The sequence below is a fragment of the Pseudomonas sp. 09C 129 genome (assembly GCF_002843625.1).
Classification (GTDB): domain Bacteria; phylum Pseudomonadota; class Gammaproteobacteria; order Pseudomonadales; family Pseudomonadaceae; genus Aquipseudomonas; species Aquipseudomonas chlororaphis.
This window is the reverse complement of the sequence record NZ_CP025261.1, coordinates 2,075,104-2,091,395: the sequence shown is the minus strand read 5'-3', so window position 1 is coordinate 2,091,395 and position 16,292 is coordinate 2,075,104. Positions and strand designations below refer to the sequence as shown.

7 protein-coding genes and 1 pseudogene are annotated in these 16,292 nt (G+C 59.9%); 2 read left to right on the top strand and 6 right to left on the bottom strand.

From position 1 onward, the window contains the following. Positions 1-30: 30 nt before the first annotated feature. The 5 genes from CXQ81_RS09660 to CXQ81_RS09640 all read right to left on the bottom strand — a co-directional run bounded on the left by CXQ81_RS09660 (position 31) and on the right by CXQ81_RS09640 (position 6,670). Positions 31-1,716, bottom strand: a complete 1,686-nt coding sequence (locus CXQ81_RS09660) for a ShlB/FhaC/HecB family hemolysin secretion/activation protein (protein ID WP_101337097.1) — start codon at positions 1,714-1,716, stop codon at positions 31-33. 79 nt (positions 1,717-1,795) lie between these two features. Next, the gene (locus CXQ81_RS09655) at positions 1,796-2,575 is read right to left on the bottom strand and encodes a molecular chaperone (protein WP_101337096.1); all 780 of its coding nucleotides are present in this window, start codon (positions 2,573-2,575) and stop codon (positions 1,796-1,798) included. Beyond that, the gene (locus CXQ81_RS09650) at positions 2,575-5,145 is read right to left on the bottom strand and encodes a fimbria/pilus outer membrane usher protein (protein ID WP_101337095.1); all 2,571 of its coding nucleotides are present in this window, start codon (positions 5,143-5,145) and stop codon (positions 2,575-2,577) included. The genes CXQ81_RS09655 and CXQ81_RS09650 overlap by 1 nt, the downstream gene beginning before the upstream one ends. Before the next feature lie 169 nt (positions 5,146-5,314). Continuing rightward, positions 5,315-6,082, bottom strand: a complete 768-nt coding sequence (locus tag CXQ81_RS09645) for a molecular chaperone (protein WP_101337094.1) — start codon at positions 6,080-6,082, stop codon at positions 5,315-5,317. Between the two features lie 24 nt (positions 6,083-6,106). Then, positions 6,107-6,670, bottom strand: coding sequence for a fimbrial protein (locus tag CXQ81_RS09640; RefSeq protein WP_007928840.1), 564 nt, complete (start codon positions 6,668-6,670; stop codon positions 6,107-6,109). Positions 6,671-7,189: 519 nt separating this feature from the next. Between CXQ81_RS09640 and CXQ81_RS09635 the strand changes: the two genes are divergently transcribed. Next, a complete protein-coding gene (locus CXQ81_RS09635) occupies positions 7,190-7,819 on the top strand; it encodes a response regulator transcription factor (protein WP_007928839.1) in 630 nt (209 codons plus the stop codon). A gap of 109 nt (positions 7,820-7,928) precedes the next feature. Here CXQ81_RS09635 and CXQ81_RS09630 read toward each other — a convergent pair whose 3' ends face one another. Beyond that, positions 7,929-8,417, bottom strand: a complete 489-nt coding sequence (locus tag CXQ81_RS09630; RefSeq protein ID WP_007928838.1) for an Hpt domain-containing protein — start codon at positions 8,415-8,417, stop codon at positions 7,929-7,931. Positions 8,418-9,213: 796 nt separating this feature from the next. On the opposite strand from CXQ81_RS09630, the pseudogene CXQ81_RS09625 reads away from it, so the two are divergent. Further along, positions 9,214-16,287 (top strand): annotated as a pseudogene (locus tag CXQ81_RS09625) (VCBS domain-containing protein); the annotation flags it as partial. Between the last annotated feature and the right edge of the window lie 5 nt (positions 16,288-16,292).

Here is a 16,292-nt window from a genome sequence, read left to right as displayed (position 1 = left end):
GAACGACACCACTCCTGCTACGAGCAGGTACTAGAAATATTGCGTCGCGTTCATCCAGACCTGGGGGCGGCGCTCCGGCTTGTCCCGGGTCTTGCCGTTGTCATGCAGCGGCCAGGCGAGCGTCAGGTTGACTTGCTGCGAAGGCCCCGCCCAGCTGGCACCGATACCGGTCGCCGTGATCCGGCGGGTATTGTTTTCGGAGGTCCAGGGTTGGCGATCGACCTTGACCGTGCCGTTGTCGGCGAAGGCGCTGAGCTGCCAGCGCGGGGCCAGGGCGTAGCGCAGTTCGGCACTGGCCTGCCAGCCCTGGTCGCCGCTGCCGGCGCCCAGTGGATAGCCACGCACACCGTAGGGACCGCCAAGGCCGAGCTTTTCCGAGTTGTCCAGGTTGCTGTTGGCCCATTGCGCACTCAGTCGGGTATAGAGCTGGAAACGGTCGCTCAGGCGCTGCAGGCGCGCAGCGTTGAGATTGAGCTTGGCGAACCCGCCCGAGCTGCCCGCGGTACGACCATCGCGAACCTCTTCCTCGGGGTCGCCAAAACGCAACCGGCCGCTGCCGTAGGACAGATCGAAGAAGTTCTGGCCTCCCCGGAAAAAACGGTCCTGGCTGTTGCCGCTGAGGCTCAGCGTCCACAGGCCGATCCGCTTGCGGTTACTGAATTCGAACAGGTCGATATCGTCGCGTAGCCGTTTGTCTTCGTATTGCAGTTGCGCAGTGAGGTCGAAGGTGCGACTGCGCACCAGCGGCTGGGCGACGAAAAAACTGCGGAAGCTGGCGGTACCGTGGTAGTCGAGGACCTCGAAGTCCCTGTACAGGCGGTAGCTCATTTCCGAGTACGCACCGCCGATGCGGGTCGACCAGGGCCCGACCGGTAACTGGTAGGCCGCACGGTAATAGCGCTGCGATTCGTCGCTGCGCATCGCCCGCAGGCTGAGCTGGTCGCCGAGGCGCAAGGGGTTGTTGAGGTTGAGGCTGCCGCCCAGGCGGTATTCACCGGTGTAGTAGCCACCGAAGTTGTCCGCCTCCAGGGTGCCGTTCAGCAGAGGCCCGGGCTCGGCGTCGATCACCAGGTCGGTGGTCCCGTACTCCTGGCCAGGACGCAAGGTGCCGCGAGCCTGGACCCCGGGCAGGTCGCTCAACAGCAAGAGGCTGCGCTCCAGGTCCGCGTCGTATACCGCCTCGCCGCTGTTCAGCGCCGACAACGGCGCATGCACCACCTGATCCAGGGCGCGCGAACGGTTCTGCACTTCGATGCGTCCGTAACGCCCCTCCACCACGGCGATCCGCACCAGGCCGTTTTCAATGTCCTGGGGCGGCAGGAAAGCGCGGGCCAGTACATAACCCCGCTTCTGGTAGTAGTCGGTAATACGCTGCGCGGCTGCGCGCAAACCGTTCAGGTCCAGCTCCTGGCCCTGCAGGTCGGCCAGCAGCGGCTGCAGACGCTCGGTGGCGAAAACCTGGTTGCCCTCGATGGCAAACGCCTGGACCTGCACCCGGATCCCGGAGGTGTCCGGGGCTGCGGGCGCGGCGGGCGTCTCGGCCTTGGGCAGATCCAGTTCCAGCTCCGAAGGGACTGGCTGGACCGGCTGGACCGACTCGATGTCACGCATCGCCTGACCGGCGCTAGGCACCTGCAAGGCCAGGGCGATATCGGGCACCGCCAGGGGCAGCAGCGCCGCCAGCACGAAACACGACCCACGCCGCCCCAGACTCATGCCCACCGGTCGCGCACCCTCGGGCGCTCGACCGCGACCGCATGACGACGCACTCGCCGCGAATCTGTCCATCGCAAAACTACTGTTGTAACCGCGCACTTCCACTCAGCGTCTCCCCGCTGTCTATCGCCACCTGGTAACGAACGACCGTCGCATTGGCGACGGCTGCCTTTTTTGTTGCGGGCAGGGCGATACGTGTCGTGCCGAAAGGCTCGAGCGTGATCCCCTGCCAACTGATCGATTGAGCCCCGCTGCCCAGTTCCAACTGCGGGATGGACACGTAGTAAGGCGCCCGGCTGGTGGCCTGCAGCGCCATCTGCCCGTCCGCTCCGGGTGCCTTGTCGAGGCTCCAGACCACTTGCCCGATTGCCTCGTCCGCCTTGCCGGCAAGGCCCGAAGGGCGGTACAGCAGCTTCATGCGCATGCGATAGGCCAGGCGCAGCACATTGCTGTCGCTGGTCGTCACCGGTGGCACTTCAAGGAAGTTGATCCAGAACACCGACTCGCGATCGCCGGGCAAGGGCTCACCGGTGTAACGCACCACCAGGGCGCTGCGCTGTTGCGGGTCGAGCCGTGAAATCGGCGGCGACAGTACGAACGGCACCGTCAAACGACTCGGGTCGGCGCGCGTATCCCCCCGGTCCAGCCAGGCTTGCAGGAGGATCGGCGCATCGCCGGTGTTGCCGACCCTGACCGTCAACGCCGGGGTATTGGCCGGGTAGATGAAGCGCGTACCGGTAATGGCCAGCGCCGCCTGGACGTCGGCGCAAAGCGACATCAGCAGCCAGGCCGCCATCAGGCCCTCACAGATTCGCCGAGCCATGGCCGAGGGGCAGCACAAGCCGCCTGCCTGTCGCATCAGCCGCTCCTCGCCTGAGCGGGCGCGCCGGCAGTGTCGGGAGGCAGCGGTCGGCATGGCAGGTCGAACACCTCATAGCCCTTCGCCTCAGCCGCCTTGGCAGACGCTGCATCGCGTTTGGACAAGCGGTAGTCGATCAGGCATTGCTGCCCAGGCTGATCACCCCATTCGACGCGGATCGAACCCTGGTCCTTTTCGCTGCGCAGCACCAGGCGACTGCCCTGTCCGACCGCGCCCATTTCCACCCCGCTCTCGGCGTCGGTCGCGCTCGCGGCAAACGGCAGGAGCGCGCCATTGGGTTGCAGGCTGTTGATCAGGAAAGAGCGCGCCTTGCGGGTCGGGTAAGACAGCATCACCACGGCTCCCGCCACCGGCGCGGTGTTGCGCGAACTGACCTGCAACTCGACGTCGTCGGGCATGCCTTGCGGGTCGATATCCACGGTATTGAGCTGGAAAGGCGTGAGGCTGGGCACCACCGCGTAACCGCTGCCATTCACCCGCGCGCCGCTGTAGCCGACACCTGCGCCCTTGGCATGAGGCGCGTAGACCAGGCCGCTGGTCTCGCTCAGGGTCTGGGCAAACGTCAGGCCGCCGGGGTGCAGGATCATGCCGCCGGACGCACCGATGGAGCCCTGGCGGTAATCGCTGCCCTGGGAAAAACTGGAACTTAAGGCCACCTGGGGCAAGGAATAATTGAGACTAGCGTTGTGGCTGGTTTCCCGTTGCTTGTCATCACGGGAAACGGACACGGCATAGGATGCTTTGCCCGCGTCGTCCACTGTCCCGGAAACGCCGCTGGTCAGATGAGTTCCGGTGCTCTGGTCGTGACTGACGAAGTTATTGAGCACCGTTGCGCCCCGGGTCTCACGGCCCAGCGGGATCGTAAGGGTCAAACTCAAGGTCGTATTGCTACTGACTGCCCGACGCCCTGAATACCGGTTCTGACCCAGCGTGCGCTGTACGGCGAAGGAATAGCTATTGCCCCGCCACTGATTGCTGTAACCCGTGGAAAAGCTCAGGGCCTTGCCTTGTCTGTTCCAATAATTGAGCGCCGAACCACTGGCATAGAAATGCCCGCCAGTGGCCTTCAACTGCTGACTGATATTCACATCCAGCCGGTCACGCATTCGGGAGAAGGCTTCCACCCGTTCGCCGCTCTCGACGAAGTCCTGCAACGCGACCGCGTCATGCAGTCCCAAATAACCACGGGTCGAGTAGCGATAAGCCAGTAACGAGAAGTTGGTACCGCTATTGGGCAGGTTCTTGCTATAGGACAGACGCAGGCTCGTCCCCTTCAGACGGCCCCTTCTGGGCACGTTGGTTTTGGCCTGGGTCACATCGAAAGCAAAGCCCCCCACATCGGTATTGAGCGCACTCCCCATCAGCACCGACATATAACTGCCCGTGACAGCACTGCCGATGTACCCGGTAATGTCGTTATCCAGACCGTGCTGGGCTGTCCCTTGCAGCACATACTGGTTATTGCCACGCAGTCCAGGATCGATGATCTGGCCGGCGGTGAAGCCATATCGGGAGTTTCCAGGACGCAGTAACTGAACAGTCGTGGCAAAGGGCACGATGAAGCTGCTGCTCTTCCCGTTAGCCTCGGTCACGGTGACGCTCAGGTCGCCACCGAAGCTGGCGGCCTGCAGATTGCTGATCTCGAATGGCCCTGGCGCCACCGAGGTTTCGGAGATCAGATAACCGCGCTGATAGACCGACACCTTGGCGTTCGAACTGGCTGTACCGCGCACCACAGGTGCGTAATAACGATCAGTGTCAGGAAGCATCCGATCGTCACTGGACAACTGCACACCACGGAACGACACCGAGTCGAACAGATCCGCATCGGTGGCGCTCTCTCCCACCAGCAGCTGCGAGCGCCAGGCCGGCAGTTCGGTCTGGGCATAAACTTGCCCGCGCTGATAATGGCCACCCGTTTGCGGCGACCAGGTCAGGGTGCCGTTATGCCGCAAGCGCACCGAGCCGGCATTGACCCCCATGTTCAGCCCGGCATAACCATTGGTCATGGTGCGGCCGCTGTTTTGCACGCTGAACAGGTTAGTGTTGTAGTTGAGTAGCCCCGCGGAAACGCCATGATCCCAATTGGCCGGATCGACGTAGGTTTTCGACAGGTTCTTCTGCAGGAAATATTGTGGGACCGAAAGATCGATCGTCAGCTCCTTGAGATCGATTTTCGTGGTGAGACCCGGAATGTAGCGAGCCAGGTCGGCGCAATAGGTGCCCTCCGGCATGCTTTCTGCGGAAGGTTGCGCCGAAGCCGCCTTGTCCAGATCGATACCAGCGCGGACCAGCAACGAACGCTCATAACAAGGCTGGCCGCCTTGCGGCCCATGCGTGTCGCGAAACTCGATGTTCTGCGTGGCACGCCACTGACCATTTACCAGCAGGTCGATACGGTAATTGCCCGGAATGAGAAAGCCCTGGCGCTCAAAGCGGCTGGTATCGATGGGGGCACCTTCGGTCTGAAACAACATCTGCGAATCGAATACCACGCCCTGCCCCGCGGGCTCGGCAGTGGAAGTTTCAGCCCATGTTTCAGTCGTCATGACAATAGCCGCCGTAGAAACAAGACATAGAAAAAACCGACCTGAGCTCAAACCGTACGAAACTAACGCACAAGCAAAAACAACCAGATAACTACGCTGGACGTTCAACATATTCGATACCGGCATGCAGCCAGGTCATAGAAATGACAGAACTGCAGGGTGAGAAAAGTTACAGGGACAACGGTTTTTCAAGTACGCGCCGCCCACCGAAGTCATTAATGACCTCGTAATGAACAGAGGCTTTTCGATAAGCCTGAGGAGCCTGTTCGGGCAATGAAAAAAAACCACTACTGAAAGGCGCGATCATTTCATCTTTAACTGCAATCCGTCGCCCATCCAGAGCAACTTCGACCTTGCCGAAAGAAACGTAATACGCCGTCGGATTGCTTACCTGAATCCCCAGGCGATGCCCGACTTTGCCTTTTCCATCCGAAGGACTGGCTTGCTTGAATTGCCAATCAAGCTTGTTCGCCACCAAGTCCACATCCGACTTCAAGTTCTTGGGTCTAAAGAACACTTTGATTCTAGTTCTGAACGTAAATTGCAAGACATTTTCATCGACTTCCTTGCGCGGAGGCGTTTCCAGCACATTGAGCCAGAACAAGGACTCCCGATCTTCTGCAAGTTTTTCACCCGTATAGGAAACACGCAGTGAAGCCGAACTACCCGGATCCAGACGGATCACCGCAGGGGACAGCAAAAATGGAACCTTTATTTCCTCGGGGCCTTTAGTTGAATCGCCATCATCAATCCAACTTTGGGCCAATGCAGCAGAGGCACCGGTATTGTTCATTTTTATAGTAACTTCACGAGCATCCGACGGATAAACCAGCCGAGTGCCCTGGATGACTACCGACGCCTGCACGATTCCAGAACATACGCCCAAGAACATGACGCCGAGAACGAAAGAAGAAAAAATACGCGCTTTCGGCGTCATGACCCACTCCTCGGGCGCTGGCCTTTACTTATACGACAGGGTGTATCGAACGAAGGAGTTACCCGAACCCGCGCCAACGCTAGCAGCGGTCGCGACATAGTTCGCCTTGAACTTCAGGGTTGCCGTGTTGCCTGCAACGGTGGCGACCTGTGGCGTGGCCTCCGACATACCGAGTGGGACTTTCGTGCCAGCAGCGACATTGTCGTTGTACACCTGAATCTGCACGCCGGTAGCAGGCGCGGCGCCGATCAGCTTGAGGTTTCCGGTCGCCGCGTCGACGTTGCCCACCTGGTCAAAATCAACGACGACCTTGGTTCCATTGGAACAATCCGCGCCGGACAGCACCAATTGGAAGCCCTTGAACGGAGAAGCATCGCCAATGGCCTTGAAGATCGAAGGAGAGATGCGCCCCAGTTCCACGTTGGTGACGTTGTCTTCACCCGGGGCCTTGCCGTTGATATTGCAAGTCACGTCAGTGATGCTGCCAGAGAAGTTAACCACGCCATCAGTGGCATGAGATAACGAAGGAACAAGTGCGGCAAGCATCAAGCTGGAAGTTGCCAGGGATAGTAAAGATGTTCGTTTCATGTGATTTCCTTGTTCACGTTGATCGGCAAAAGAAGTGCAATCTATTTGATCGTCCTCCCGGTTCAGCCATGACCAAATCACGCCAGCCATAGCAGCCCTAGCCTCTCTCATTCAAAGTCTAAGTCGATTGGTCGACAACAATAGCAAGCCCCCTTGGCAGCCCATGAAGGACGCCCAAAGGAAGCCGTAGCTTACCGATCAACCTTCGAATTTGAATTGAGAGACGGCCGAAGCACCCATCAGAAATATCTTAATAAACCGCCCATTGATTTCGTCTTTACTTATGAGGCAAGACTGTGTACTTCTTCAACGCATTGCGTTCAGCTGAACTCTGCCAAGTGCTCGCATCACAGTAGCCTGAGTCAGGCTAACTAAACTAATCAATAAAAATGAAAGGAGTCTACCCCGCCGGCCTGCGCAGTGAGCGCCGACAAAAGGCCCAACCTCAATGAGAAGAATTGAATATAGAGAGTAAAAATATAAAACCTACACGCATAATCAATATAGAGAGAGCACACTATGGGATCCATAGTAATAGTCGACGACCACCCCCTGGTCAGAGTCGCATTGAAAGTCATTCTTGAGCGTAATGGTCACAATATCGCCGCCGAGGCAGACAATGGCGTCGATGCCATTCAAGTCGTTCGCATACATAAACCGGACCTGGTGATACTTGACCTCGATCTACCGCAACTGGACGGGTTATCGGTACTCACTCACTTCAAGGCAAATAACTTCCTGGTAAAAACGCTGATATTGACTTCCAGTGACTCAAAGAATTTTGCCGTACGTTGTTTGCATGGAGGCGCAGCAGGTTTCATTTGCAAGGACGAAGCGCTGGATGAGGTCGGAGATGCAGTAAAGGCACTGTTATCGGGGCATACCTATTTCCCTGAAAGTTCTCTGCTCCTGTTGCAGGAAAGCATTCACACCAACCAGATGCAAAGTATTGCCGCTTCCCAGCTGACCAACAGGGAAATCACCACATTAAGGTTATTGGCACAGGGTCTTAACAATAGGGAGATTGCAGCGACTCTGCTTATCAGTCATAAAACAGTCAGCACTTACAAAGTAAGACTCTTGAAGAAATTCAACACCACCAACCTTCTGTCCCTGATTGAAATAGCCAGGCAGAAAGGAATCATATAGGCCTCTTGCGAAACCCAGCAGCGCATGGACATCTGTCCGTTTCAGAATCGGCGTCTTATCGGTTTTGCGACGGGACATCGAGTACTACTCCCTTAGAGCAGCAGAGGAATCAGCGCTCACGAGGCAGTTCTCTCAGATTGATTGGCCCATCATCCTGTATGGCTACAAGACAGATGTCCTTGAGGTTGAGCAACGCCTGCTCGACCAACTGCACCCTTTCCAACAGCACCGGCCAACTCCCCGCGAGACTGACGTCCCTCAACTGCTGGCAGCTGGAAATCAGCGGCTGGTACTTCAACACACAAGCTGCACCCGCCATCTTGTGGCACAGCCTGGCAATGGCCTGCCGATCGTTTTGTGCGCAGTACGCCCGCAACAACTCGAGGTCTTTGATCTGGTAGGTCCTTACGTCGTCTATGAGCCGTCGTGCGATTTGTTCATTGTCGCCAGCAAGGTCCATGAGCCTGCCAAGCACCTCTAGCAACGACACGGCGGAACCGACCCGGATAGCCTGAAGCACCTCGTCATCCGCGCTCACGCCCGCGTTGAAATCTGCCGCCTCCGGCGTTGCACCGGCCTGTACATCCAGCCTATTCATATCCGCCTCCCTGCCTCACCTGAATATGCCACGGTGCATTCACCGAATACGGGTCAGGCTAGGCAAAACTCCTTGAAGCGAATATCAGACATTTCTCAAAGCGCGGGACAGGCAACTTTGTTCAGGGGCGCCACGCCCCAGGCATCGAAATCCGGACAGCCTGAAAAATCCCGACAGAAAAATGCTCTGGAGTTTTTTTAATAACTGACACTGCAGTTTGCCGCTGCCCAGCACTGGCAGACGCAGCCAGCCCTTGCCACATAAGGGTTTCAGCTCATTGAGCCGCATCAGTGCCGGGTGCTTGCGAGCATTTCGCCAAAAACACATCGACATAATATTGACACCAAAACATCCGCCTGTCGGAATATTGGCACTTCGTACTGTTACTCCCGGTTAACACCTTTACAAGGCCTGACCCCACAACTAAACAACTATCAAACTGATATCAGGAAAGGCCGTATCCCTGAATCAGAACGACCCCAAGACACGGCTTCATCCAGCCATTACTTCAGGAGTCCCTTTCATATGGGTGCTCTCAGGCTATTGCGCACCATGCGCAGCGCAGCCCCGGGCTTGGGCCCATGTTCGCCCAACCGCGCCTGCGATTCGCTTCTCAAGCACGGCGAACTTCTTCACCAGCACGCCATCTGCGTCCCTCTTCCGGCAGGCCCAGGCGGCCGACGATGTCCGGGATCAGCTCGCACCGCTCCTTGACACCCTGAGCGGTACAAGCACGGGACTTCGTCCTGTCAACAGGACCTGGCAATTCTAAAAAAAGCATTTTCGGGAGAAAGACATGGCTACCACCACAACGACCAGCGGCGGCACCACAACCTCGTTTTCCAATACACCGCAGGCGCAGGACGACATTTTCACTACCGGCGTCATTGGCACGAGCAGCGCAAGCATCACTGAAGACCTGCTGGGAGTCGTGTATCTGGACGTCATGTCCAATGACCTGGGCGGCAATGCAAAGACACTCTGGTCACTCGATAACGCAACCAGCCTTTCTACTGCCACCAAGGTTTATGCTCCGGCCGATCTCCTGGTCCAGGACACGGGCAGAGTCGAGGCGACGAGTTCTGACACCAGCTTCAATGGTGCAAAAATCTGGATTACGTCCGATGGAAAAGTCGGCTACGACGCCGCGACTTTATCGACTGCTTTCAAGGCGCAACTTCAGGCGCTTGCTGCCGGAGCATCCCTGACAGACAGCTTTACGTATGCGATTCGTCTCGGCAATGGCACGCTCAGTTGGGCCACTGCGCAGGTGCAATTTGCAGGTGCGAATGACAGCGTGACGATGAGCCTTGGCGCCCAGGCCGGTACCGTAACCGAAGATGCGGCCACGACACCTAGCCCGACCGACTCGCACAGCGCGACGGGCACGATTGCGTTTAACGATGTCGATCTGAGCGACACGCATACCGCCTCTTTCGTGGCGGCGCCAGGCAATGCCACAGCGCTGGGCAACTTCGTCCTCGCTTCGGTGACTGAAGCCGCCAACGCGGCCAACGGCACCGTCAACTGGACTTATACCTTGAATAACGCGGCAGCCCAGTCCCTGGCCCAGGGGCAGACGGCCAGCGAAACTTATGTGGTCACCATCAGTGACGGGCATGGCTCGTCGACAACGCAGAATGTGATCATCACCATCACCGGCACCAACGACCAGGTGCAAATCACCAGCGGCGTGCAGGCCGGAGAGGCCAAGGAAGACAGCGGCGACTACGCTGCCAGCGGCAACATCACCTTTACCGACGCCGACCTGATCGACACCCACAGCGTTACCGTCACGCCGGGTGCTTCGGGCTACCTGGGCAGCTTCACTACAGACCCGCTGAACGACAGCACCGGCACGGGCAGCGGCTCGCTGGGCTGGCACTTCGCGGTAGACAACGCCGCCCTGCAGTTCCTGGGTGAAGGCCAGACCCTCACCCAGACCTATGACGTGGCGATCGGCGACGGCGCGGTGCAAACCGTGACCATTACGATCACCGGCACCAACGACCGGCCGACGCTGACGATTGCCGACACTGCCGGCGCCATGAGCGAAGGCAACGCTGCGGCCACACTGAGCGACAGCGGCGCCCTGAGCTTTGCCGACCTGGACAACATCGACGCGGTGACGGTGTCGCACACCGCCAACGGCAACATCGCCTGGAGTGGTGGCACGCTCAACGCGGGCGTGGCTTCGGCGCTGGTGGCCGGCTTCTCGGTCGATCAGAACAGCTGGGACTACAGCAGCAACCAGAACCTCGACTTCCTCGGCGCGGGTGAAACCATCACCTTCTCGTACACGGTCGTCGCCACCGATGACAGCGGCGCGGCAAACGCGACCTCGGCGACGCAGACCGTCAGCATCACCATTACCGGCAGTAACGACGCCCCGGTGCTCAGTTTCGCAACGGGCAATGATCTCGGCGCCGTGCAGGAAGACACTACCCTCAGCGTCAGCGGCCAGTTCAGCTCGGCTGATATCGATCACGCTGCCACGGCCACCTGGAGCATTGCCGGGTCAAACACCGGCACCTACGGCTCGATTACCGTGGACGGCACCGGCCAGTGGACCTACACCCTGGCCAACGGCACCGATGGCGTTGCCAGTGCCGTGCAGTCGCTGAAGGCGGGCGAGAGTCATGATGAGGTGTTCAGCGTGCAGGTCAGCGATGGCCTGGGCGGCGTGGATACCCAACTGGTAACCATTACCGTCACCGGGAGCAACGACGCGCCGGTACTCAATTTCGCCACTGGCAACGATGTCGGCACAGTGAAGGAAGACACCACCCTTAGCGTCAGCGGCCAGTTCAGCTCGACCGATATCGACCACGCAGCCACGGCCACCTGGAGCATTGCCGGGTCAAACACCGGCACCTACGGCTCGATTACCGTGGACGGCACCGGCCAGTGGACTTACACCCTGGCCAACGGCACCGATGGCGTTGCCAGTGCAGTGCAGTCGCTGAAGGTGGGCGAAAGTCACAACGAGGTGTTCAGCGTGCAGGTCAGCGATGGCCTAGGCGGCGTCGACACCCAACTGGTGACCGTCACCGTCACCGGCAGCAACGACCAACCAACCCTGACCATTGCCGACACCACCGGAACGATGAACGAAGGTGATGGCACTGCCACACTGAGCGACAGCGGCGCCCTGAACTTTGCCGATGTGGACAATACCGACACGGTGACGGTGTCGCACACTGCCAACGGCGACATCGCCTGGAGTGGCGGCATACTCAATGCGAGCGTGGCTTCGGTACTGGTCGCCGGTTTTTCGGTCGATCAGAACAGTTGGGACTACAGCAGCAGCCAGAACCTCGACTTCCTCGGCGCCGGTGAAACCATCACCTTCTCGTACACGGTGGTTGCCACCGATGACAGCGGCACGGCTAACGCTGCATCGGCAACACAGACCGTGACCATCACCCTCACCGGCACCAACGACCAACCAACCCTGACGATTGCCGACACCACCGGAGCGATGAATGAAGGTGATGGCACTGCCACACTGAGCGACAGCGACGCCCTGAGCTTTGCCGACCTGGACAACATCGACGTGGTGACTGTGTCGCACACCGCCAACGGTGACATCGCCTGGAGCGGTGGCACACTCAATGCGGGCGTGGCTTCGGCACTGGTCGCCGGCTTCTCGGTCGATCAGAACAGCTGGGACTACAGCAGCAGCCAGAACCTCGATTTCCTCGGCGCCGGTGAAACCATCACCTTCTCGTACACGGTGGTCGCCACCGATGACAGCGGCGCGGCTAACGCGGCTTCGGCGACGCAGACGGTCAGCATCACCATTACCGGCAGCAATGACGCGCCGGTACTCAGCTTCGCCACCGGCAACAATGCCGGCGCCGTGAAGGAAGACACCACCCTCAGCGTCAGTGGTCAGTTCAGCTCGGCCGACATCGACCACGATGCCACGGCCACCTGGAGCATCGTCGGAACAAATACCGGCAGCTATGGCTCGATCGCCGTGGACAACAGCGGCCAGTGGACCTACACCCTGGCCAACGGCACCGATGGTGTTGCCAGTGCCGTGCAGTCGCTGAAGGCCGGCGAAAGTCATGACGAAGTGTTCAGTGTGCAGGTCAGTGATGGCCTCGGCGGCGTGGATACCCAACTGGTGACTGTCACTGTCACCGGTACCAATGACGCTGCCGTGCTTTCCTCGGCCAGCGTCACGCTGAGCGAAACCAATGCTCCGCTGACCACCGGCGGCAGCCTGACCGTCAGCGATATCGACAGCCCGGAAAGCTTCCAGGCGCAAATCGACACTGCCGGCAACTACGGCCAATTCTCCATCGGCACCGGCGGTGCCTGGACCTACGTCGCCGATACCGCCCACAACGAGTTCGCCGCAGGTACCACCTACACCGACACCTTCGCGGTAAGCAGTGCCGACGGCACCCTCACTTCGGTCACGGTGCATATCCTCGGCACCAACGATGCCGCCGTGCTGTCCGCCGACATCGCCAACCTCACCGAGACCAATGCCGCCGTCGACATCTCCACCACCGGCACCCTGACCATCAGCGACGTCGACAGCGCCGCGACCTTCGTCGCCCAGACCAACACCGTCGGCAGCTACGGCCAATTCTCCATCGGCACCGGCGGTGCCTGGACCTACGCCGCCGACTCCGCCCACAACGAGTTCGCCGCCGGCACCACCTACACCGACACCTTCGCGGTAAGCAGTGCCGATGGCACCCTGACTTCGGTCACGGTGCATATCCTCGGCACCAACGATGCCGCCGTGCTGTCCGCCGACATCGCCAATCTCACCGAGACCAATGCCGCCACTGACATTTCCACCGCCGGCACCCTGACCATCAGCGACGTCGACAGCGCCGCGACCTTCGTCGCGCAAACCAACACCGCCGGCAACTATGGCCAATTCTCCATCGGCACCGGCGGTGCCTGGACCTACGTCGCCGATACCGCCCACAACGAGTTCGCCGCCGGCATCACCTACACCGATACCTTCGCGGTGAGCAGTGCCGATGGCACCCTCTCTTCGGTCACCGTGCATATCGCCGGCAGCAATGATTTGCCGACTATCACCTCCAACGGTGGGGGTGCGACAGCTTCGGCCAACGTGGCGGAGAACGGCACGGCAGTCACGACAGTGGCGGCAACCGATGTTGATCTACCCGCACAAACACTGAGCTACAGCATCGTCGGCGGAGCGGATGCCGCGAAGTTCTCGATCGTTTCAGGCACAGGCGCACTGAGCTTTATCTCTGCACCCAACTTTGAAGCGCCGGCGGATTCGGGAACGAACAATGTCTATGACGTGATTGTGCGGGCGTCGGACGGCACGCTGTTTGACGACCAGGCGATCGCGGTAACCGTGACGGGCGTCAACGACAACAGCCCGGTGATCACCTCCAACGGCGGTGGTGCGACGGCTTCGGTCAACGTGGCGGAGAACACTGCGGCGGTCACAACAGTGGTGGCGACCGATGCCGATCTACCAGCGCAGACGCTGAGCTACTCGATCCTGAATACGGCCGGGACGGACTTCGGCAAATTCTCGATCAGTTCCAGCGGAGTGCTGACGTTCAATTCGGCGCCCGATTACGAGAATGCCCAGGATGTCGGCGGCACCGACGGCGACAATGCCTACGTCGTGGACGTTCAGGTGGCCGACGGCAATGGCGGAACCGATACGCAGACCATTACGGTGAATGTGCAGAACGTCGTCGAGACGCCAGTCGACAGTGTGCCGCCAACGGTGACGGTGACGGGGACAGCCTTAGGCAGTTCGATCGGCTCGACGTCGACGGTCACATTCCAGTTCAGTGAGACAGTGAGCGGTTTCAACCTCTCGGATGTCTCGGTGACTACGACGAGCGGAGCGCCCCGCGGAACCTTCAGTAACTTTACCCAGGTCGATGGCGATACCTACACCGCGACGCTGACCAGAACGCTGGGCGGTAGCATAAAAGTCGACGTTGCCGCGAACAGCTACACCGACCTGGCGGGTAATCCCGGGGCTGCCGGGAGCAGTGCAAACCTTCCGGCAGGCGTTGCCGGCGAACCCATCAATCTGGCCCTCGACATTCCACTGGCCGAGATTAACGGCCCCGTAACGGTGGCCATCAGTGGCATTCCTTCGGGGTGGGTGTTCAATGCTGGAACCGACAACGGCGACGGCACCTGGACCGTGCAGACCAACGATCCCGGCGCCTTGACCGTGACAACCCCAAGCGACTTCGCAGGTGCGTTGGTACTTGATGTCAACATGTACTGGAGCAACAGTGACGGCAGCACCGCAAGCGCCTACGTGTTCAACAACGTCGAAGTCTATGCCCCAGGCTCGCCGATCTTTGCCTTGTCCGCTGATGACAACCTGACCGGTTCGTCCGGTGCCGACACGTTCGTCTTCGCCCAGCCAATCGGTAACAACCAGATCTACAATTTCGACGTCATGGCGGACAAGATCGACTTGATCGGCTTCACAGGCGTCACCACCTTCGCTGACTTGAGCATCAGCAACGACGTAAACGGCAATGCCCTGGTCAGCATCGGCTCCGGCCAGACGGTCACCTTGAGAGGTGTCGATGCAGCGGACCTGAGCGAAGCGAACTTCCAGTTCGATAGGGACCCGCTTACCAGCAACACCGGCACCCTCACCATTGCCGACGGCGCGATCATGCCGTTCGGTGGCAGCCTCGATAATAGCGGCACCATCGAACTCGGCTCCGCTGGCAACGAGACCCGTCTTGAGATTCTGTTCCGTGGCGCGACCTTGACCGGTGGCGGCCAGGTGCTGCTATCCGACAACGCGCAAAACGTGATTTTCGGCGGTAGCGCCGACACCGTGCTGACCAATGTCGACAACCGCATTTCCGGCGCCGGCCAGTTGGGCGCCGGGCAAATGATACTGGCCAATGCGGGGCTGATCCTCGCCAGCGGCTTGAACAGCCTGGTGCTCGACACCGGCACCCACACCATCACCAACAGTGGTGTGCTGGAGTCCACAGGCACAGGCGGCATGACGGTGGCGAGCACGGTCGAAAACACCGGCCATCTGTGGGCCAACGGTGGTGACCTGCACCTGCTGGCCGACGTGACCGGCAATGGCAGCGCAACCATCGACGGCAATGCCAGCCTGACCTTCGCTGGCGCCGCACACACCTCCGTAGCCTTTCACGGCGAAGGTGCGGGCTCGCTGGTGATCGCCCAGGCTGAAGCAGCGGGCTCGCTGGTCGGTATCCTCGGCCTCGAGAGCGATGACTTGCTGACGTTCGGCGATCTCGCTTTTGGCGCCAACACCCAGCTCAGCTACACCGCCAACGCCTCTGGCGCCGGTGGCCTGCTGATGGTGGACGACGGCGCACATCGAGCCGAGGTGAACCTGCTGGGGCACTACTCGGCGGAAGACTTCCAGGTCACCGACGGCGGCGAAGCCGGCACCCAAGTCAGTTACCACGGCGAATCCAGCGGCACACTGGTGGGCAGCATGCTCGCGGACACGCTCAGTGGCGGCGACGGCAACGACATCATCGTGGGTCGTGGCGGCGAGGACACACTCAGCGGCGGCGCGGGAGCCGACGTGTTCGCCTACCTCAACGCGCATGAAGGCGGCGACCATATCCTCGACTACAACTTTGCCGAAGGTGACACCGTCGACCTCTCCACGCTGCTCAACGCCAACTTCGTCAGCGGCACCAGCCAGGTAGCCGACTTTGTCCAACTGGCGCAGTCCGGCAGCGACATCACGGTGCAGGTGGATCCCGATGGCGCCAACAATGGCAAGCACTTCGTCGATGTGGCGGTGCTTGACCACACTGGCACGCCCAGCCCCGATCTGGTACGCACCTGGTTCGGGGAGGCCGACCATACGCTGACGGCGTGATGCAT